The following is a 19,686-nucleotide window of genomic DNA, read 5'->3' as shown; positions in this document are numbered from 1 at the left end:
AGCCCGCTGGGGTTGATGCTTTGTGAAGCCTGTCTTCATAATGAAAGCCATGTCGCCCGAGCTGCTCCCTGCCATCGCCGCCTTCGCCCGCGTGGCGCACCACGCCAGCTTCACGCGCGCCGCGGAAGAACTGGGCGTGTCGCCCTCGGCCCTGTCGCAGACCGTGCGCACGCTGGAGCAGCGCCTGGGCGTGCGCCTGCTGGACCGCACCACGCGGCGGGTCGGCGTGACCGAACTGGGCCAGCAGTTGCTGAACGGCGCGCGACCCGCACTCGACGCGCTGGCCCAGGCGGTCGAAGGCCTCGACGAGGCGCGCGACAAGCCAGCCGGACTGCTGCGCCTGAACGTCTCGCGGGTGGCGGCCGAGCTGCTGCTCTTTCCGTACCTGGGCGACTTCGCGGACACCTGGCCCGACATCACGCTCGAGCTGGTCTGCGACAACCGCATGGTCGAACTGGTCGAGGGCGGCTTCGACGCCGGCATCCGGCTCGGCGAAAGCCTTGCACAGGATGTGGTGGCCGTGCCGGTGGGCGGGCCGCTGCGCATGGTCACCTTCGCCGCGCCGCGCTACCTGAAGGGCCGCAAGCCGCCACTGGTGCCCGAAGACCTGCGCGAGCACCGCTGCCTGAACTACCGCCTGAGCACGGGCGGCCTCTATCGCTGGGAGTACGCGCAGGACGGGCGCGTGCTGGACATCGCGCTGCCGGGGCCGCTGGTCAGCAACGACAGCGAGGTCTTGCTGGCCGCGGCGCGCGCGGGCGCGGGGATCACCTCGGCCTTCGAAGGCGCAGTGCGCGAAGACTTCGAAAGCGGCCGGCTGGTGCCGCTGCTGGAGCGCTGGTGGCCGACCTTTCCGGGCTTCTATCTGTACCACCCGAGCCGCGCGCAGATGCCGCGCAAGCTGCGGGTGTTCATCGACTTCCTACAGGCGCGGCATGCGCCGCCGCCGGTGTCGCAGCGGGCGGTCAAGCCCGCATCAGCGCCTCGATCTCGTCCGCGTCCACCGGCACGCCGCGCGAAATGAGCTCGCAGCCGGTGGCCGTGACGATCGCGTCGTCCTCGATGCGGATGCCGATGTGGTGGAACTGCTCGGGCACGCCCTCGCCGGGGCGCACGTAGATGCCGGGCTCCAGCGTCAGCACCATGCCCGGGTGCAGGATGCGGCTCGGGCGGTTCTTGATGACTTCGTTGGACAGCGGATCTTTTCGCTCGCTCACTTCGCCGACCTGCGTGGGCTCGACGTAGCTGCCGCAGTCGTGCACGTCCATGCCCAGCCAGTGGCTGGTGCGGTGCATGTAGAACTGGAAGTAGGCGCGCGAGTCGATCACGTCGTCCAGGCCGCCGACCTTGTTGGCGTCGAGCAGGCCCAGGTCGAGCATGCCCTGCGCCAGCACCTTCACCGCCGCGTCGTGCGGGTCGTTGAAGCGGTTGCCGGCCTTGGTGGCGGCGGCCGAGGCGTACTGGCTCTGCAGCACCAGGTCGTACAGCGCGCGCTGCGGGCCGCTGAACTTGCCGTCGGCCGGGAAGGTGCGCGTGATGTCGCTGGCATAGCTGTCGAGCTCGCAGCCCGCGTCGATCAGCACCAGCTCGCCCTTGCGCACCGGCGCGGCGTCGGCGCGGTAGTGCAGCACGCAGGCATTGGCGCCCGCCGCGACGATGGAGCCGTAGGCCGGGTACTGCGAGCCGCCCAGGCGGAATTCATGCAGCAGCTCGGCGTCCAGGTGGTACTCGCGCACGTCCTTGCCTTCGCGCAGCATGCGCGCCGACAGCTGCATCGCGCGGATGTGGGCGCGCGCGCTGATCTGCGCGGCGCGCCGCATCACGTCCTGCTCGTGCGCGTCCTTCACGAGGCGCATCTCGTCGAGCAGGCCGCACAGGTCGCGCTGCTCCTCGGGGCACAGCGCGCCGTAGCGCACGCGCGCGCGCACCGACTGCAGCCAGCCGTCGATGCGGGTCTCCAGGCCCTTGTGCGTGGCGAAGGGAAACCACACGGTCGACTTGTTCTCGAGCAGCTTGGGCAGCTTCGTGTCGAGCTCGTTGATCGAGAGGGCGTCGTCCACGCCCAGCGCGGCGGGCGCGGCCTCGGGGCCGAGGCGAAAGCCGTCCCAGATTTCCCGTTCCAGGTCCTTGGGCGCGCAGAACAGTGTGGCGCGGCCGTCGCCCGAGAGCACCAGCCAGGCGTTGGGCTCGGTGAAGCCGGTCAGGTAGTAGAAGTAGCTGTCGTGGCGAAACAGGAAGTCGCTGTCGCGGTTGCGCTGGCGCTCGGGGGCCGTGGGGATGAGGGCGATGCCGTCCTTGCCCAGTTGCGCGGCGAGGCGCGCGCGGCGCTCGGCGTAGATCGTGGTGTCAATGAGCATGGGTTTTCACTTTCGATACGGTGCAAGTCCGGGGTCCGCGGGAACCAGGTGCCGCCATGGGAACACATCCTGCGCAAAGTGGCTGACGTACCCGCCGATCGTTGACTGGATGACCATGAATTGCAGCCCCTTGCGCACGCCCTGCAGCCGTTCGAGCTGCGCCAGGTCCAGGCAGGTGTTGCGCAGCCTCAGCACGCGCAGCTGCGCGCCCATGGGGCCTTGCAGCAGGGCCTCGTAGTCCTCGAAGGGCGTGATGCCGCCGGGCGCCCGGTCGGGCGGCCACACCATCTGCTGCTCGGTGGATTCGGAAAAGTCCAGCAGCCGCAGCGCCGGCAGGTGCGCCGCCGCGGCGAGGTTGCGGATGAACCCCTGGGTGTCGAAATGGGCGCCGATGCACAGGCTGCCCAGCTGCGGCAGCGGCACCGCGAAGAAGTCGGCGTCCGGCGCGTTCGGCACGGTGAGCTCGCTCAGGCGCGGCGTCTTGCGCACCCAGCGCGCGATGTCGCCGCCTTCCTTGAGGATGCGGCCGCTCGCGCACACGAGCGACTGGTTGTGGTCCTCCGGCTGCGTGGGCTTGATGAACAGCGAGCGCAGGCGCGGGAACATCACCGGGCTGTCGAGCAGCGGCGCGAAGGTCCAGTCGCGCGTGCCGTTCGCTCCGCTGTCGACGCCGCTGAACGACAGCGAGGTGATGCAGTCGGCCACGTCCTGGCGGGCCAGGCAGGCCAGCGTTTCCTCGAAGGCCTCGCCCCAGGTCTCGCCGAAATACTCGACATGCCAGCCCTGGCGCATGGGCGCGAGGCTCAGGCGCGTGAAGTCGCTTTCGTACATCGGCACGCTCAGCGGGTCTTCGGGCGCGCCGCCGTTGCGTTCGGCGGCTGTTTCCAGGGCCAGGTCGTGAATGCGCAGGGGCAGCAGGCGCAGCGCGTCGGGCAGCGGGGCGATCGTCATGCGTCGGGCGCCGGCACCACGCCGGCGTTGAGTTGTTGCAGCCGCTGCGGCGTGCCCACGTCGGTCCAGGGGCCGGCGTAGAGCTCGGCGCTCACCTGCCGGCGCTCCATCGCGGCGCGCAGGATCGGGGCCAAGGGGGCTTTGCGGCCTTCGGGGTTGCCGGCCGGAATGTCGCAGTACGGCGGCGTAAACAGCGCGGCGCGGTAGAGGCCGATGGTGGAGAAGGTGAACTTCTCGGGCGCCGTGTTCAGCGCCAGGCCGTCGGGTGCCAGGCCGAAGTCGCCGTTCGGGTTGTGTTCGGGGTTGGGCACCAGCCACAGGTGGGCGAGCTTGCCGCTGGCGACAAAGCGCTCGACCGAGGCTTGCGTGAAGGTGAAATCGGGCGCGAACACATCGCCGGCCGCCACCCAGAACACCTCGCCCAGCAGCGGCAGCGCGCGCACGATGCCACCGGCCGTCTCCAGCGCGCCGCCGAAGTCGCGGCCCTCGTCGGAGTATGAAATTGATAGCGCGACACCCTTGTCCATCAAGGGTGTTGCGCCGAAATGGTCTGAAATTTGCGCGCCCAGCCAGTCGGTGTTGACCACCAGCTTGGTGAACCCTCCGGCGGCCAGCGCTTCCATCGGCCACTGCATCAAAGGCTTGCCGCGCACCTCGAGCAGGGGCTTGGGGCAGGCGTCGGTCAGCGGCCGCATGCGCTCGCCGCGCCCGGCGGCCAGCACCATCGCGCGGACCGGGGTCATTGCGCGCCTGCTGCCACGCGCCCGCGTTGCAGTTCGTTGCGCTCGCTGTGACGGGGCTGGAACAGCGACACCAGGCATTCCATCAGCGCATGCGCCTTGGCCGAATGGTCGCCGCCGAAGTTGCACACATACACGTCCAGCGTCACGCCGCGCTGCTCGGGCCAGGTGTGGATGCACAGGTGCGATTCGGCCAGCAGCACCGTGGCCGTGACGCCGCCCGGCCCCAGGGGCGTGGCGGGAAATCCGTGGACCAGCTTGCCCACCGCCTGCAGGCCGGCGGCGGCCACCGCCTTCATGCAGACGGCACCCAGGGCCTCCCGGTCGGTGAGCCATTGAAGGCCGCATTGGCAGTCGTGGAGGTCGGCGGTAAGGTGCAGCCCAAGCATGGGTGGCAACTCTAGCAGTCCGGCCCGGCACAGGAGCGCATCGGACGGGTGTTCGGCCTGTATCGGCGCCCCGGCGGGCTCGCCCGGTAAAATCGCGGGTTCCCCCCAATCCCACCCACCCTTTTCCCCCGAAAGCCCCATGCCCATGGCAAACCAAGCCCTGATGGCCAACGCGATTCGCGCGCTGGCCATGGATGCCGTCCAACAAGCGAACTCCGGACATCCGGGTGCACCGATGGGCATGGCCGACATGGCCGTCGCGCTCTGGGGCGATCACCTGCGCTACAACCCCGCGAACCCGCACTGGTTCGACCGCGACCGCTTCGTGCTCTCGAACGGCCACGCCTCGATGATGCTGTACGCCGTGCTGCACCTCACCGGCTACGACCTGCCGATCGGCGAGCTCAAGAACTTCCGCCAGCTGCACAGCAAGACCGCCGGCCACCCCGAAGTCGACGTGACCCCCGGCGTGGAAACCACCACCGGCCCGCTGGGCCAGGGCATCACCAACGCCGTGGGCTTCGCGCTGGCCGAAAAGCTGCTCGCCGCCGAGTTCAACCGCAAGAGCCACGACATCGTCGACCACCACACCTACGCCTTCCTGGGCGACGGTTGCATGATGGAAGGCATCAGCCATGAAGCCTGCGCACTGGCCGGCGCCTGGCACCTGAACAAGCTCATTGCCCTGTACGACGACAACGGCATCAGCATCGACGGCCAGGTCAAGCCCTGGTACATCGACAACGTGGCCGAACGCTTCCACGCCTATGGCTGGCACGTGATCGGCCCGATCGACGGCAACGACGCCGCCGAAGTGTCCAAGGCCATCGCCAAGGCCAAGCAGTCGACCGACAAGCCCACGCTCATCAACTGCAAGACCGTCATCGGCAAGGGCAGCCCGAACCGCGCCGGCACCGCCAAGGCGCACGGCGAGGCGCTGGGCGCCGAAGAAATCAAGCTCACGCGCGATGCCATCGACTGGCACTACGCGCCCTTCGAGATCCCGGCCGAGGTGTACGCCGACTGGGACCACAAGCAAGCCGGCGCCAACATCGAAGCCGAGTGGAACGCCAAGTTCGCCGCCTACGCCGTGGCGTTCCCCGAGCTGGCCGCCGAGTTCACGCGCCGCATGAAGGGCGAGCTGCCCAAGAACTTCCACCAGGTGGCGTTCGACACCGTGGTCGCCGCCCACACCAAGGCCGAGACCGTGGCCAGCCGCAAGGCCAGCCAGCTCGCGCTGGAAGCCTTCACCGCCGCGCTGCCCGAAATGCTCGGCGGCAGCGCCGACCTGACCGGCTCCAACCTCACCAACACCAAGAGCACTGCCGCCCTGCGCTTCGACGCGAAGACCGGCGCCGTGGTCATGAACGTGCCGGCGGTCGACGCCAAGCAAGGCGCCGAAGACGAAGCCAAGCCCGAAGCCCCGGTGGAAGTGCCGCACGGCACCATCGGCCGGCACATCAACTACGGCGTGCGCGAGTTCGGCATGGCGGCCATCATGAACGGCGTGGCGCTGCATGGCGGCTACATCCCCTACGGCGGCACCTTCCTCACGTTCAGCGACTACAGCCGCAACGCCATCCGCATGGCCGCGCTCATGAAGCACCGCGTGATCCACGTGTTCACGCACGACTCCATCGGCCTGGGCGAAGACGGCCCCACGCACCAGTCGATCGAACACGCCGCCTCGCTGCGCCTGATTCCCAACCTGGACGTCTGGCGTCCGGGCGACACGGCCGAAACCGCCGTGGCCTGGGCCGTGGCGCTGCAAAACCAGACGCGCCCGACCGCGCTGCTGCTGAGCCGCCAGAACATCGCCTACGCACCGAAGAGCGAACTCGGCGACATCAGCCGCGGCGCCTACGTGCTGTCCGAGCCGGAAACCGTGGGCCTCAAGAGCAAGAAGACAGCCGCCGTCATCATCGCCACCGGCTCCGAAGTGCAGCTCGCACTGGCCGCGCAGAAGCTGCTGGCCGAAAAGAAGATCGCCGTGCGCGTGGTGTCGATGCCCTCGACCACCACCTTCGACCGCCAGGACCTCGCCTACAAGAAGGCCGTGCTGCCGAAGAAGCTGCCGCGCATCGCCGTTGAAATGGGCTGCACGGGCGGCTGGTGGAAGTACGGCTGCGCCGCCGTCGTCGGCATCGACACGTACGGCGAGTCGGCGCCCGCGCCGGAACTGTTCAAGTACTTCGGATTCACGGCGGAGAACGTGGCCGCCACGGTGGAAGCGGCACTGCGCGACTGACCGTCGCGCAGCGTTTCTTCTTGCCGGTTCACAACAAGTTTTTCAACCTTAGGAGCAAGTCAGATGGCTATCAAACTCGGTATCAACGGCTTCGGCCGCATCGGTCGCAACGTGCTGCGCGCAGCGGTGCAGAACTTCAAGAACGACATCGAAATCGTTGCCATCAACGACTTGCTCGAGCCCGACTACCTGGCCTACATGCTCCAGTACGACTCGGTGCACGGCCGCTTCAAGGGTGAAGTCACGGTCGAAGGCAACACGCTGATCGTGAACGGCAAGAAGATCCGCCTGACGCAGGAGCGCGACCCGTCGCAGCTCAAGTGGGACGAAGTCGGCGCCGACGTCGTGCTCGAATCGACCGGCCTGTTCCTCACCAAGGAAACGGCGCAGAAGCACATCGACGCGGGCGCCAAGAAGGTCATCCTGTCGGCACCGTCGAAGGACGACACCCCCATGTTCGTCTACGGCGTGAACGACAAGAAGTACGCCGGCGAAGCCATCATCAGCAACGCCAGCTGCACCACCAACTGCCTGGCCCCGCTGGCCAAGGTGCTGAACGACAAGTGGGGCATCAAGCGCGGCCTGATGACCACCGTGCACGCCACCACCGCCACGCAGAAGACCGTGGACGGCCCGAGCAACAAGGACTGGCGCGGCGGCCGCGGCATCCTGGAAAACATCATTCCGTCCAGCACCGGTGCAGCCAAGGCCGTGGGCGTGGTGATTCCCGAGCTCAACAAGAAGCTCACGGGCATGAGCTTCCGTGTGCCGACCTCCGACGTGTCGGTGGTCGACCTCACGGTCGAACTCGAGAAGGAAGCCACGTACAAGGAAATCTGCGCCGAAATGAAGGCACAGAGCGAAGGTGCGCTGAAGGGCGTGCTGGGCTACACGGAAGACAAGGTGGTGGCCACCGACTTCCGCGGCGACCCGCGCACCTCCATCTTCGACGCCGAAGCCGGCATCGCGCTGGACAGCACCTTCGTGAAGCTGGTGAGCTGGTACGACAACGAATGGGGCTACTCGAACAAGTGCCTCGAAATGGTGAAGGTCGTGTCGAAGTAAGACTTCGCGGCTTCAATGAAAAACGCGCCCGAGGGCGCGTTTTTTCATGGGTGGCCGCAAGGCGCGTCCGCGCTGCTTTTCGCCCAGGCTCAGACCGGCTCGAGCACGTGGATCAGCTTGCTCTCGACCAGCTCCTTGGTCTTCGCGCCGTGCTCCTTCATGTGCGGTGCCACTGCATGGGCCTGCAGATGGGCCAGCGTTTCCCACTTCTCGATCACGACGAAGGTCTCGGGGCCAAAGCTGGCCTTGGACGTGGGGACACCTTGCGCATCGACCGCGGCGCCGTACTCGATGCAGCCCGCTTCGGCCAGCACGGCCGCGCGGTTGGCGGCAAAGGCCTCGAGCAATGCGGCGCGCTGGCCCGGCTTGGCGGTGATGACTGCGACGACGTGGATCATGTGAAAGGTCTCCAGGGTGTGTAGGAATTTCGACGCTCGAATCTAAGAGATTTCGCGCCGCCGCGCAGAGGGCGCGGGTCCGGTCCGCGACAACTTCGCAGGCTTGTCCCTATCATCGCGCGCATGTTCTTTCCGCTGCCCCGCACGGCCACCGCGCCCTTCTGCCCGTCCGAAGTGAAGGGCAGCGTCGCCGTCCCGCAAGACCTGCCGTTCATCAAGAAGCTGATGCGCTACGCGGGCCCGGGCCTGCTGGTGTCGGTCGGCTACATGGACCCCGGCAACTGGGCCACCGACATCGAGGCCGGTTCGCGCTTCGGCTACGGCCTCTTGTTCGTGGTGCTGCTCGCGAGCCTGGCGGCGATGCTGCTGCAGACGCTGTGCGTGCGCCTGGGCCTGGTCACGCAGAAAGACCTGGCGCGCGCCTGCCGCGAGCACTATTCGCCGCGCGTCAATCGGCTGCTGTGGCTGGGCGCCGAACTGGCCATCGTGGCCTGCGACCTGGCCGAGGTGCTGGGCAGCGCGCTGGCGCTGCACCTGCTGTTCGGCGTGTCGATTCCGGTGGGCATCGCCATCACGGCCTTCGACACGCTGCTGGTGCTGGGCCTGCAGGGCGCGGGCTTCCGGCGCGTGGAGGCCATCGTGCTCGGGCTGGTGGGCACCATCGCGGGCTGCTTCATTGTCGAGCTGGCGATGGCGCCGCCCAACTGGTTCGGCGTGGCGATGGGCTTCGCGCCCGCCCTGGAGCGGCTGCACCAGCCGGGCGCGCTGTACCTGGCCATCGGCATCGTGGGCGCCACCGTGATGCCGCACAACCTGTACCTGCATTCGTCCATCGTGCAGACCCGCCTCGTGGCCGACACCGACGCGGCGCGCCGCGAGGCGGTGCGCTTCTGCACGCTCGACGCGGTGGTGTCGCTGTCGCTCGCGCTGCTGGTCAACGCTGCGATCATGGTGCTGGCGGCCAGCGCGTTCCATGCCACGGGTCACCGCGAAGTGGCCGAGATCGACGACGCCTACCGGCTGCTCGAACCCATCGTGGGCAGCGCGTTCGCGGCCACGCTGTTCGGCATTGCGCTGCTGGCCTCGGGGCAGAGTTCGACCTTCACCGGCACCATCGCGGGCCAGATCATCATGGAAGGCTTTCTCGACATGAAGATCCCGTGCTGGCAGCGCCGGCTGATCACGCGCCTGCTGGCGCTGGGCCCGGCCTTCCTCGGCGTCTGGTGGTTCGGCGACGGCGGCGTGGGCAAGATGCTGGTGCTCAGCCAGGTGGTGCTGAGCTTCCAGCTGCCGTTCGCGATGTGGCCGCTGATTCGCTTCACGAGCCGGCGCGACATGATGGGCAGCTTCGCCAACGGGCCGGTGGTCAAGCTGCTGGCCTGGGGCCTGTTCGGCGTGATCGGCGCGGCCAACGTGTGGCTGGTGGGCTCGGTGCTCAGCGGCGGCTGAGCGCCGGTTCGGCGTCGTCCTTGCCCAGCGCCGCGGCCATGAAATCGACGAAGGCCCGCACGCGCGCCGAGAGCTGGTGGCGCTGCGGGTACACCGCGTGGATGTCGGCGTCGGGCGTGCGGCAGTGGGCCAGCACCTGCACCAGCCGGCCGCTGCGCAGGTAGCGCGCGATGTCCCATTCGGCGCGCATCAGGATGCCGTGGCCGTCCAGCGCCCAGTTGACCGCGATCTCCCCGTCGTTGGTGCTCAGCGCGCCCCGCGTCTTCACCGCCTCGGTGCGCTGCGCCGTGCCGCGCCCCGTGCTCAGGCGCCACACGCCGTAGGCCTCGTCGCCCTGTCGGATGCCGATGCAGCGGTGGTGCGTGAGGTCGTTCGGCACCTTGGGCGTGCCGACGCGCGCCAGGTAGGCGGGCGAGGCGCACAGCAGGCGCCGGTTCGACGCGATGCGCCGCGCGATCACGCGCGCCTCGGGCGGCGCGCCGAAGCGGATGCAGACGTCGAAGGCGTCGTCGGACAGCGGCGGCGGGTTGACCGAGAGCTGCAGCTGCACCTCCACCTGCGGATGCTTGCGCACGAACTTCGAGATGAGCGGCGCCACATGGCTGCGCCCGAAGCCCAGCGTGGCGTTCACGCGCAGCAGGCCCTGTGCCTCGCCATTGGCGCCGCCGAGCTGCTGTGCCATGTCGTCGATCTCGCCGAGGATGCGCCGCGCGCTGGCCACGTAGAGCTCGCCTTCGGGCGTGAGGCTCATGCGCCGCGTGGTGCGGTTCACCAGCGTGACGCCCAGGCGCGCTTCCATCAGCGCGAGCCGCTTGCTCACCGCCGGCGTGCTGATGCCGAGCTCGCGCGCCGCGGCGCTCAGGCTGCCGCAGGCCGCGAGCGTGGCGAAGAAGCCGAGGTCGGCGGGCTGGACGGGGGATGTCATGGCCACCTCACTGTTGAATTGAAGTTAAGGATGGATTCACTTTCGGCATGAATCGTTCGGCGCATCGAATCCTACAGTGGGCTCTTTCGACAGAGCACACATTCACAAGGACATCGATGAGCAGCTACAGCATTGCCACCATTCCCGGCGACGGCATCGGCAAGGAAGTGATCCCCGCGGGTCGCGAGGTGATGGAGGCGCTGGCCGCGGCTTCCGGCGGCGCGCTGCAGTTCAGCTTCGAGGACTTCGGCTGGGGCGGCGACTGGTACCGCGCGCACGGCGAGATGATGCCGGCCGACGGCCTGGACGCGCTGCGCGAGAAAGACGCCATTCTTTTCGGCTCCGCGGGCGACCCGCACATTCCCGACCACATCACGCTGTGGGGACTGCGCCTGAAGATCTGCCAGGGCTTCGACCAGTACGCCAACGTGCGGCCCACGCGCATCCTGCCGGGCATCGACGGCCCGCTCAAGCGCTGCGCGCCGGGCCAGCTCGACTGGGTGATCGTGCGCGAGAACTCCGAGGGCGAATACTCGGGCGTCGGCGGCCGCGTGCACCAGGGCCACCCCATCGAAGCCGCCACAGACGTGAGCATGATGACCCGCGCGGGCGTCGAACGCATCATGCGTTTCGCCTTCACCCTGGCCCGCTCGCGGCCGCGCAAGCTGCTCACGGTGGTGACCAAGAGCAACGCGCAGCGCCACGCGATGGTGATGTGGGACGAGATCGCGCTGCAGGTCTCCAGGGAGTTCCCCGACGTCGCCTGGGACAAGGAGCTGGTCGACGCGTGCACCGCGCGCATGGTCAACCGACCGGCCACGCTGGACACCATCGTCGCCACCAACCTGCATGCCGACATCCTCAGTGACCTGGCGGCGGCGCTGGCGGGCAGCCTGGGCATTGCGCCCACCGGCAACATCGACCCCGAGCGCCGCTACCCCTCGATGTTCGAGCCCATCCACGGCTCGGCCTTCGACATCATGGGCAAGGGGCTGGCCAATCCGGTCGGCACCTTCTGGTCGGTGGTGATGCTGCTGGAGCACCTGGGCGAGGCCGAGGCCGCGCGCCGCGTGATGGCGGCGGTGGAGCACGTCACGGCCAACCCGTCGCTGCACACGCGCGACCTGGGCGGCAGCGCGACCACGGCGCAGGTGACGCGCGCGGTGTGCGACCACATCGCCGGCGTGCCGCAGCGCATGGCCGCCTGACGGCCCGGGCCTTGATGGCCTGATCGATTTCGAGCGACCCCGACGGTATTCGCGTGCCTCGATGCGCGCACCACGACAACAAGCCGGAGACAAACACCATGACCGCTTTTTTCGACGCGCGCCGCCGGCGCACCGTGCTTCGCGCCACCGCCCTGGGGCTCGGGCTGGGCCTGGGCCTGGGTGCAACCGCGCTGTCCTTCGCGCAGCAGCCCGCCGGCTGGCCCGCGCGGCCCATCAGCCTCGTCGTGCCCTTCCCCGCGGGCGGCACCACCGACGTGCTGGCGCGTGCGCTGGCCGACAAGCTCTCGCAGTCGCTGGGCCAGCCCGTGGTGGTCGAGAGCCGGCCCGGCGCCGGCGCCACGCTCGGGGCCGACTACGTGGCCAAGGCCAAGCCCGACGGCTACACGCTGCTGATGGGCGCGGTGCACCACACCATCGCCACCAGCGTCTACAAGAAGCTGCCCTACGACTTCCAGAAAGACCTGGCGCCCGTCACCGTGGTGGCCATGGTGCCCAACGTGCTGGTCGTCAATGCGGCCCAGACGCCCGCGAAGAACGTGGCCGAACTGGTGGCGCTGGCCAAGGCCACGCCCGAGAAGCTGGCCTACGGCTCCAACGGCAACGGCACGGCGCAGCACCTGATCGGCACGCAGTTCCAGGCCAGCACTGGCACCACGCTGCTGCACGTGCCCTACAAGGGCAGCGGCCCGCTCACCACCGACCTGCTGGGCGGGCAGGTGGCGATGTCCTTCGACACCATCACGCCGGTGCTGCAGCACATCAAGAGCGGCAAGCTGCGCGCGCTGGCCGTGACCACGGCACGCCGCTCGTCGGTGCTGCCCGACGTGCCCACGCTGGAAGAAGCGGGGCTCAAGGGTTTCGACATCGGCACCTGGTTCGGCGTGCTCGCGCCGGCGGCCACGCCCAAGGACGTGCTGGCGCGGCTGAACACCGAGATGGTGAAGATCATCCACTCGCCCGACTTCGCGCAGCGCATGCAGGCCATCGGCGCCGAGCCGCTGGGTGGCACGCAGGACGAGATGGCGAAGCAGATCCGCGAGGAGACGGCCAAGTTCGCGAAGCTGGTGAAGGAAGGCGGCGTGGCGATCGACTAGCCCGCGCCGGCGCGCCGGCGGTTACCGGTGCGCACACCTTGGCGCAGTCGGCAACACGCCGAGCCCATAGGATGGCGTTTCTTGAACTCCCGCCATCCCGCCATGTTCATCGTCACCCTCACCTACGTCCGCCCGCTCGAGGAACTCGACGCCCTGATGGACGCGCATGTCACCTGGCTCAAGAAGCACTATGCGAGCGGCCTGTTCGTGGCCTCTGGCCGGCAGGTGCCGCGCAAGGGGGGTGTGATCCTGGCGCGCTCGGGCGACCGGGAGGCGCTCGACGCGGTGCTGGCGCGCGACCCGTTCGTGCAGAACGGTGTGGCGCGCACGGAGGTGCTCGAGTTCATCCCGAGCATGACCGCGCTGGGCGCCGAGGTGCTGAAGACCCTCTGACGCCCCCGCCCGCAAGGCTCGGTCAGGCCACAGGCACTTCCTCGCGCCCGCCCGGGTGCTTCGCGAAGCGCGCCGTCTCGCGGCCATGAACCGGTGCCGAATTGTCGAAGGGCCAGCCGCCGAACTGCGTGCGCCGGTAGTCGGCCATGGTCTGGCTGATCTCGGCCTGCGTGTTCATCACGAAGGGGCCGTACTGCACCACCGGCTCGGCGATCGGGCGGCCCTGCAGCACCAGGAACTCGCTCGCCTCGTCGGGGCCGTTGACCAGCTCGACGGCCATGTCCGCGCGCAGCTCGATGGCCACCGGGCCCTGCACGCGCTCGCCGCCGACGTGCGCCGTCGCGCCCTTGAAGAAGTACAGCATGCGCCGCGTGTCCTCGCCCGTGGCGGCGGACAGCGTCCATTGCGCGCCGGGCGTCATCTTGATCGTCCAGATGGCCACGTCGGCGTCGGCCTGCGCGGCCCACGAATCGGGCGGCGGCGCCAGCGGCTGGATCGGCGCCTGGCCGTTCAGGGCGTCGCCGAGCTTGCCCGCGATCACCGCGACGTCGGTGCGCCCGCCCTTGGCGTCGTCGGACGCGAAACGCGGAATGTCGTCGGACCACAGCATCGTGAAATGCGGCTCGGCCATCTTGCTGCGCGCCGGCAGGTTGAGCCAGATCTGGAACAGCTCCAGCGGGTTCGGCGCACCGGCGTCGAGCAGCGGGAACATCTCGGAATGCACGATGCCCTTGCCGGCCGTGAGCCACTGCACGTCGCCGCCGCCGAAGCGCGCGGTGGCGCCCAGCGAGTCGGAGTGGTCGACCAGGCCCTTGCGCACGATGGTCACCGTCTCGAAGCCGCGGTGCGGGTGCGAGGGAAAGCCCGGCACCGTGTCGCCGTGGTACATGCTCCAGCCGTCCTTGCGGCTGAAGTCCTGGCCGATCTGGCGCCCGGCGAGCGAGGCTTCGGGGCCCATGCGGCCGTTGCCCTGCGGGTAGGCGTCGTCGTGGTACACGCAGAACAGGAACGGGTCGATCGTCTGCCACGGGAACCCGAGGGGCGCGACCTGCAGGACGGGGCTTGCGCGCTTGTTGTTGTCTTCGGACATGTCGTTATTCCTTTCCATGGGGGGCATGGCCGATGGTGCCTTGCCGATGGCTGGAATATCGGGGCGCAAGCGCCTTCCGGTAGGTGCCTTGCCTGCAACAGTGAAGAGCGCGTATGGAACGATGGGCATCGTTCGTTCCTCCTGCCGGGTCGGTCGATGCCTTACTGCTTGGGCATTTCTGCGTTCGGGTCCATGTACATCAGCTCCCACAGGTGGCCGTCGATGTCCTGGAAGCCGTGGCCGTACATGAAGCCGTAGTCCTGCGGCTCGCGCGGCGTGGTGCCGCCGGCCGCCACCGCCTTGGCCACGAGGTCGTCGACCTCGGCGCGGCTCTCGCACGACAGGCACAGCAGCACCTCGGTGGTCTTGCCGGTGTCGGCGATGGCCTTGGCCGTGAAGGTCTTGAAGAAGTCTTCCACCAGCAGCATGACGTGGATGCTGTCCTTCTGCACCACCATGCACGCGGCATTGGCGTCGGTGAACTGCGGGTTGAAGGTGTAGCCCAGGGCGGCGAAGAAAGCCTTGGTCTTGTCGAGGTTCTTGACGGGGAGATTCACGAAGATCTGCTTGGTGGCCATGGTGTCGTCCTGTGTCGATGAGGATGAATGGAGGATTTCCGGTGTTTGTGTACGCCGTCCACAAAAGATACCAAAGAAAATGGACGGCGTCCACATGAATTTCGGCGCGGGGGTTTTGCGCTGCTGGCGGATGCGGCGCGCGCATCATCGGCGGCTATGGAAATCGAGTTCAAGTTCTGCATTCCCCCCGGCCGCCTGAAGGCCGTCGAAGCCGCGCTGAAGCGCGGCGCCGTCGTGCGCACCCGCCTGCAGGCCCGCTACTTCGACACCGCCGACCAGCGGCTGGCCGCCCATGGCATGGTGCTGCGGCTGCGCAAGGAAGGCCCGCGCTGGGTCCAGACCGTGAAGGCCACGGGCGACAACGCGCTGCACCGGCTGGAGCACAACGTCGACCTGGGCACGGCGGGCAAGGCGCCGCAAATCGATCCGCAGCGCCACCAGGGCACGCCCGTGGGCGAACGGCTCGCCAAACTGCTGGCGGAGGGGGGAGATGCTGCATTGGTCGAACGGCAATCGACCGACATCGTGCGGCTCACGCGCGACGTGCGCGTGACGGGGCCCGGTGGCGCGGTGGTCGAGATGGCGCTGGACGTCGGCAAGGTCGTCGCGCACGCTGGCACGCCCGAACAGCGCCAATCGCCGGTGTGCGAGCTGGAGCTGGAACTCAAGAGCGGCGACGTGCGGGGCCTGGTGTCGCTCGCGCGGCGCTGGTCGCAGCAGCATGGGCTGTGGTTCGGCACCGTGTCGAAGGCCGAGCGCGGCGCGCGCCTGCTGGCCGCGCAAGACCGCGTGGAAGCGGTGAAGGCGCAGCCGCCGCGCTTCGCCGCGCAGCACCCCGACGGCCGGGCGATTCAGCAGGCCGTGGTCGCGTCCTGCCTGGCGCAGATGCTGCCGAATGCCAGCGAGATTGCGGCGGGCAATACCGACCCCGCGGACGAAGAGCAGATTCACCAGCTGCGCATCGGCATCCGGCGGCTGCGCACGGCGCTGCGCGAATTGGCGCCGCTCGATGCGGACTCAGGGCTGTTCGAGGCCGCCGCGTGGGAGCCGCCGCTGGTCGACGCCTTCCGCGCGCTCGGCGAATTGCGCGACCGCGAACAGGTCGTGAAGCTCGCGCAGCCCCTGTTGCGCGAAGCGGGCGGGCCGGCCTTCGACCCGATGGCGGGCGACGCGGCGTCCAGCGCGTCGTCTGCAGGCGATGTGGTGCGTGCTGCGGCGTTCCAGGACGTGCTGGTTTCGCTGATCGGCTTCACCGCATTGGCGCCGGCGGAATCCGCCGCGGCCAGTGCCGACGACGCCCGCCGCCTGCTGCGCAAGCGCCTGCAGAAGCTGCACAAGCAGGCGGTGCGCGACGGCGAGCGCTTCGAGTCACTGGCAACCGAAAGCCAGCACCGCGTGCGCAAGCGGCTCAAGCGCCTGCGCTACCTGGCGGAGTTCGTGGCGCCGCTGTTCGAGGGCGAAGACAAGGAGGCCGCCGAGCGCTACCTGAAGGCGCTGCGGCCCGCGCAGGACGCGCTGGGGGAGTTCAACGACGAGGCGGTCGCGCTGGCGCTGTACCGCGAGGCCACGGAACGCGATGCGCGCGCGTGGTTTGCGGTGGGTTGGTTCACTGCGCGGCATGCGGGCGGCGCGAAGGCCTGCCGCAAGGCGCTGGGAAAGATCGGGGACGCGCCGAGGTTCTGGAAGAAGAACTGAGCGGCCGCCGGTCCCGGCGACCCGGCTGCTTCAGTCGTCAGTGATGGTGCCCGTGCGCCCCATGCACATGCTTGTGCTCGATCTCCACCGGCAGCGCCGCACGCACATCCGTCACCTGCAGGCTGAACTTCAGCGCCTTGCCGGCCCACGGATGGTTCCCGTCGAGCAGCACGACCGGGCCCTTGATCTTCATCACGGTGAAGACATGCTCGGTGCCGTCGTCCAGGCGGCCTTGCAGCTGCCCGCCGATCTTCACGCCGGGCGGAAACTCGGCCTTGGGAATGCTGCGCACCAGCGCCTCGTCGCGCTGGCCGAAGGCGTCTTCGGGCGAGAGGTTCACCACGGTCTGGTAGCCCTTCTCCTTGCCGTCGAGCGCTTCCTCGATCTTGGGCAGCGTGTTCTCGTAGCCGCCATGCAGGTAGGCCATCGGCTCGGGGCTCGCCTCGATGAGCTTGCCCTGGGCGTCGGAGACTTTGTACTTGATGGTGACGACGGTGTCTTTTTCGATTTTCATGGGAAGGCATTTTCAGTGGAAACGAAAAAGCGCAGGCGGCTAGGCTTTCCCTGAAGGCACGGGCTCCTGCAGCACGTCCAGTTGCCCCAGCTTGCCCACCACAATCTCGATGAACGCCGACACCGCCAGCGGCAGGTGCTTGCGGCTCGGGTAGACCACGCTCAGCCCCCGCCCCGTGTACGCGTACTGCGGCAGCACCCGCACGAGCAGCCCTTCCTGCTCGTCGCGCGTCGCCATCGACGGCGGCAGCTGCGCGATGCCCATGCCGGCCAGCGCGGCCTTGCGCAGCGCCTGGGCCGTGTTGCCGGTGAAGCGCCCGGCGACCTGCACTTCTTCTTGCACCCCGTCGGGGCCCGTGAGCCGCCATGTGGTGTGGCCGGCCGGGTGCGGCGGCGTCACGCAGTCGTGGTCCGCCAGCGCCTGCAAGGTCGCGGGCGCGCCGCGCCGCGCGAGGTAGGCGGGACTGGCCAGCAGGCCGCCGCTGCGCGTGGCCAGCCGCCGGCCGATATAGCCCGAATCGCGCAGCACGCCGCCGCGGAACGCCACGTCGATCTGCTCGGCGATCAGGTCGGCGGCGGCGTCGCTGAGCACGAAGTCGAGCCTGACCAGGGGGTGTTCGGCCAGGAAGTCCGCCACCCATTCCATCGGGAAGAAATCGAAGAAATCCGCCGGCGCCGCCACCCGGATCAGCCCGCTGGGCGCCTGCCCGCCCGCCACCAGTTCCTGCCCCGCCGCCACCAGCCCGTCGACCGCCCCCGCGCATCGCTCGTGAAAGGCCTGTCCCGCGCTGGTCAGCGTCAGCTTGCGCGTGGAGCGCTGCATCAGCCGCGTGCCCAGCTGCGCCTCGAGCTGCTGGACGCGCCGGCTCACGGTGTTGGGCGGCAGGCCGAGCCGGCGGGCGGCCTCGGCAAAGCTGCCGTGGCGCACCACCTGCACGAACATGGCGATGTCGTTGAGGTCGAGCATGGCGGGTTGATTCCTTCGAATTCTGGATGAGTGCAATCCGACTCTACCGTCTAGTCGATCAATGGGTGCGTGCCTAAGCTTCGGTGCATGGCCACCCCGGCCGCCATGCCAACCCATCAGGAGCCCCCCATGACCCAGGCACAACCCCGCATCGGCATCGTCATCGCCTCGACCCGCGAAGGCCGCTTCGGCGACAAGCCCGCCCGCTGGATCCACGAGATCGCAAAGCAGCGCACCGACCTGGCCTTCGAACTCGTCGACCTGCGCGACCATCCGCTGCCCTTCTTCGACGAGGCCGGCGCCCCCGCGTGGGGTCCGGTGAAGAACGAGGCCGCGCAGCGCTGGCAGGCGAAGCTGGCCACCTTCGACGGCCTGGTCGTCGTCACGCCCGAATACAACCACGGCCCGAGCGCGGTGCTGAAGAACGCGATCGACTGGGCCTACAAGGAGTTCATTCGCAAGCCGATCGGCTTCGTGGGCTACGGCGGCGTGGGCGCGGCGCGGGCCGTCGAGCAGCTGCGGCTCGTTGCCGTCGAGATGCAGATGGCGCCGGTGCGCCATGCGGTGCACATCGGCATGGTGGAGTTCATGGGCATCTGGCAGCAGGGCAAGTCGTTCGACGACTTCCCTCACCTCGCACAGGCTGCCACCGCCATGCTCGACGACATGGCCTGGTGGACCCGCGCGCTGAAGACCGCAAGGGAGGCCGCATGAGCACCGACACAGTCACGCAGGCCCGCGCCATCGTCTACCGCACGCGCGGCGCGAAGCACGGCGGCATCACGCGGCTGGTGAGCCCGGGCGACCTGGGCGAATTTCTCAAGCCCTTCGTGTTCCTCGACCTCTTCGGCTTCGACACCACCGGCGGCCACAAGGGCTTCGGCCTGCATCCGCACTCGGGCATCGCCACGCTCACCTACCTGATCGAAGGCGACACGCTCTACGAAGACACGACCGGCGAGAAAGGCACGCTGCTGGGCGGCGGCGTGGAGTGGATGCGCGCCGGCAACGGCGTGTGGCACACCGGCGGCCCCGCGCCGGGCGTGACGCGCGTGCGCGGCTTCCAGCTGTGGGTGGCGCTGCCGGCTTCTGAAGAGAACGCGCCCGCGCAAAGCCTGTACCTCGCGCCCGCGCAGGTGCCGCAGGAAGGCCCGGCGCGCGTGCTGCTCGGACGTTATGGCGCGGCGCGTAGCGCAATAGCGGCGCCCGCGTCGATGAACTACCTGGCCGTGCAGCTGAAAGACGGCGAGCACTGGCGCTACGTGCCGCCGGCCGGGCACACGGTGGGCTGGGTCGCGGTCAACGAAGGCGCGCTCGCAACCGGCGACGACCGGGGCGGCCCCATCGGCGGCGGCGAACTCGCGGTGTTCGACGAGTCGCAGGACGCGATCGACTTCACCGCCCGGGGCGACACGGCCTTCGTGCTGGGCTCGGCGGTGAAGCATCCGCACGAACTGGTGATGGGCCACTACTCGGTGCACACGAGCCGCTCGACGCTCGAGCAGGGCGAGGCCGAGATCCGGCGCATCGGCGCGACGCTGCGGCAGCAAGGGCGGCTCGGGTAAAGCCGCACGGCCTGCGAAACCCGCGCGTGCGCGCGGCGGG

The 19,686-nt window shown here is 68.8% G+C and carries 20 protein-coding genes; 10 read left to right on the top strand and 10 right to left on the bottom strand.

What is annotated here, in order from left to right; all coding sequences use genetic code 11:
* Nucleotides 1-49 precede the first annotated feature (49 nt).
* Nucleotides 50-1,024: a LysR family transcriptional regulator gene (locus AC0IYU_RS03540; protein WP_435486673.1), complete on the top strand. Its 975-nt coding sequence runs from the start codon at nucleotides 50-52 to the stop codon at nucleotides 1,022-1,024.
* On the opposite strand, the gene AC0IYU_RS03535 is transcribed toward AC0IYU_RS03540, so the two are convergent.
* Genes AC0IYU_RS03535 through speD form a run of 4 tightly spaced genes read right to left on the bottom strand, consistent with a single transcriptional unit; the run spans nucleotide 966 to nucleotide 4,437 of the window.
* Nucleotides 966-2,357: an aminopeptidase P N-terminal domain-containing protein gene (locus AC0IYU_RS03535; RefSeq protein ID WP_435439762.1), complete on the bottom strand. Its 1,392-nt coding sequence runs from the start codon at nucleotides 2,355-2,357 to the stop codon at nucleotides 966-968. The two genes, AC0IYU_RS03540 and AC0IYU_RS03535, sit on opposite strands and share 59 nt — an antisense overlap.
* A gap of 6 nt (nucleotides 2,358-2,363) precedes the next feature.
* Nucleotides 2,364-3,308, bottom strand: coding sequence for a hypothetical protein (locus AC0IYU_RS03530; protein WP_472113091.1), 945 nt, complete (start codon nucleotides 3,306-3,308; stop codon nucleotides 2,364-2,366).
* The gene (locus AC0IYU_RS03525; RefSeq protein ID WP_472113623.1) at nucleotides 3,305-4,033 is read right to left on the bottom strand and encodes a nucleotidyltransferase family protein; all 729 of its coding nucleotides are present in this window, start codon (nucleotides 4,031-4,033) and stop codon (nucleotides 3,305-3,307) included. Before AC0IYU_RS03525 ends, AC0IYU_RS03530 begins: the two co-directional genes overlap by 4 nt.
* A 14-nt stretch (nucleotides 4,034-4,047) precedes the next feature.
* A complete protein-coding gene (speD, locus tag AC0IYU_RS03520; RefSeq protein ID WP_472113088.1) occupies nucleotides 4,048-4,437 on the bottom strand; it encodes an adenosylmethionine decarboxylase in 390 nt (129 codons plus the stop codon).
* A 145-nt stretch (nucleotides 4,438-4,582) separates the two neighbouring features.
* On the opposite strand from speD, the gene AC0IYU_RS03515 reads away from it, so the two are divergent.
* Both AC0IYU_RS03515 and gap read left to right on the top strand, forming a co-directional pair.
* Nucleotides 4,583-6,685, top strand: coding sequence for a transketolase family protein (locus AC0IYU_RS03515; RefSeq protein ID WP_472113086.1), 2,103 nt, complete (start codon nucleotides 4,583-4,585; stop codon nucleotides 6,683-6,685).
* A 63-nt stretch (nucleotides 6,686-6,748) separates the two neighbouring features.
* Complete coding sequence (gene gap / locus AC0IYU_RS03510) at nucleotides 6,749-7,750, top strand: type I glyceraldehyde-3-phosphate dehydrogenase (protein ID WP_472113083.1); 1,002 nt, start codon at nucleotides 6,749-6,751, stop codon at nucleotides 7,748-7,750.
* A gap of 89 nt (nucleotides 7,751-7,839) precedes the next feature.
* Here the strand turns inward: gap and AC0IYU_RS03505 are convergent, their stop codons facing one another.
* A complete protein-coding gene (locus AC0IYU_RS03505) occupies nucleotides 7,840-8,148 on the bottom strand; it encodes a putative quinol monooxygenase (RefSeq protein WP_435486678.1) in 309 nt (102 codons plus the stop codon).
* 123 nt (nucleotides 8,149-8,271) lie between these two features.
* On the opposite strand from AC0IYU_RS03505, the gene AC0IYU_RS03500 reads away from it, so the two are divergent.
* On the top strand, nucleotides 8,272-9,597 hold the full coding sequence (locus AC0IYU_RS03500) for an Nramp family divalent metal transporter (protein ID WP_472113080.1): 1,326 nt from the start codon (nucleotides 8,272-8,274) through the stop codon (nucleotides 9,595-9,597).
* On the opposite strand, the gene AC0IYU_RS03495 is transcribed toward AC0IYU_RS03500, so the two are convergent.
* Entirely contained in the window at nucleotides 9,584-10,522 is a 939-nt protein-coding gene (locus tag AC0IYU_RS03495) for a LysR family transcriptional regulator (RefSeq protein WP_472113077.1), read from the bottom strand. The genes AC0IYU_RS03500 and AC0IYU_RS03495 overlap by 14 nt on opposite strands.
* Nucleotides 10,523-10,638: 116 nt before the next feature.
* Between AC0IYU_RS03495 and AC0IYU_RS03490 the strand changes: the two genes are divergently transcribed.
* From AC0IYU_RS03490 to AC0IYU_RS03480, 3 genes are all read left to right on the top strand, one after another.
* Nucleotides 10,639-11,730, top strand: a complete 1,092-nt coding sequence (locus AC0IYU_RS03490; protein WP_435486680.1) for a tartrate dehydrogenase — start codon at nucleotides 10,639-10,641, stop codon at nucleotides 11,728-11,730.
* 98 nt (nucleotides 11,731-11,828) lie between these two features.
* Nucleotides 11,829-12,845 (top strand): tripartite tricarboxylate transporter substrate binding protein, encoded by a 1,017-nt coding sequence (locus AC0IYU_RS03485; RefSeq protein ID WP_472113075.1) that lies wholly within the window; start codon nucleotides 11,829-11,831, stop codon nucleotides 12,843-12,845.
* Nucleotides 12,846-12,947: 102 nt separating this feature from the next.
* Nucleotides 12,948-13,238 (top strand): YciI family protein, encoded by a 291-nt coding sequence (locus AC0IYU_RS03480; protein ID WP_435486682.1) that lies wholly within the window; start codon nucleotides 12,948-12,950, stop codon nucleotides 13,236-13,238.
* 22 nt (nucleotides 13,239-13,260) lie between these two features.
* Here the strand turns inward: AC0IYU_RS03480 and AC0IYU_RS03475 are convergent, their stop codons facing one another.
* Together AC0IYU_RS03475 and AC0IYU_RS03470 are read right to left on the bottom strand one after the other, a co-directional pair.
* A complete protein-coding gene (locus tag AC0IYU_RS03475; RefSeq protein ID WP_472113072.1) occupies nucleotides 13,261-14,328 on the bottom strand; it encodes a pirin family protein in 1,068 nt (355 codons plus the stop codon).
* A 161-nt stretch (nucleotides 14,329-14,489) separates the two neighbouring features.
* Nucleotides 14,490-14,906, bottom strand: a complete 417-nt coding sequence (locus tag AC0IYU_RS03470; RefSeq protein WP_435486684.1) for a VOC family protein — start codon at nucleotides 14,904-14,906, stop codon at nucleotides 14,490-14,492.
* Nucleotides 14,907-15,062: 156 nt separating this feature from the next.
* Here AC0IYU_RS03470 and AC0IYU_RS03465 point away from each other — a divergent pair, with 156 nt between their 5' ends.
* Entirely contained in the window at nucleotides 15,063-16,601 is a 1,539-nt protein-coding gene (locus AC0IYU_RS03465) for a CYTH and CHAD domain-containing protein (protein WP_472113069.1), read from the top strand.
* Between the two features lie 37 nt (nucleotides 16,602-16,638).
* On the opposite strand, the gene AC0IYU_RS03460 is transcribed toward AC0IYU_RS03465, so the two are convergent.
* A complete protein-coding gene (locus AC0IYU_RS03460; RefSeq protein WP_116911885.1) occupies nucleotides 16,639-17,115 on the bottom strand; it encodes an FKBP-type peptidyl-prolyl cis-trans isomerase in 477 nt (158 codons plus the stop codon).
* 39 nt (nucleotides 17,116-17,154) lie between these two features.
* Nucleotides 17,155-18,081, bottom strand: coding sequence for a LysR family transcriptional regulator (locus AC0IYU_RS03455; protein ID WP_472113066.1), 927 nt, complete (start codon nucleotides 18,079-18,081; stop codon nucleotides 17,155-17,157).
* Between the two features lie 129 nt (nucleotides 18,082-18,210).
* Here AC0IYU_RS03455 and AC0IYU_RS03450 point away from each other — a divergent pair, with 129 nt between their 5' ends.
* On the top strand, nucleotides 18,211-18,795 hold the full coding sequence (locus AC0IYU_RS03450) for an NADPH-dependent FMN reductase (protein WP_472113063.1): 585 nt from the start codon (nucleotides 18,211-18,213) through the stop codon (nucleotides 18,793-18,795).
* The gene (locus AC0IYU_RS03445) at nucleotides 18,792-19,646 is read left to right on the top strand and encodes a pirin family protein (RefSeq protein WP_472113060.1); all 855 of its coding nucleotides are present in this window, start codon (nucleotides 18,792-18,794) and stop codon (nucleotides 19,644-19,646) included. The genes AC0IYU_RS03450 and AC0IYU_RS03445 overlap by 4 nt, the downstream gene beginning before the upstream one ends.
* Nucleotides 19,647-19,686 lie beyond the last annotated feature (40 nt).

The organism is Variovorax sp. AC103, from assembly GCF_979254005.1.
This window is presented reverse-complemented; position numbering and strand designations above follow the sequence as displayed.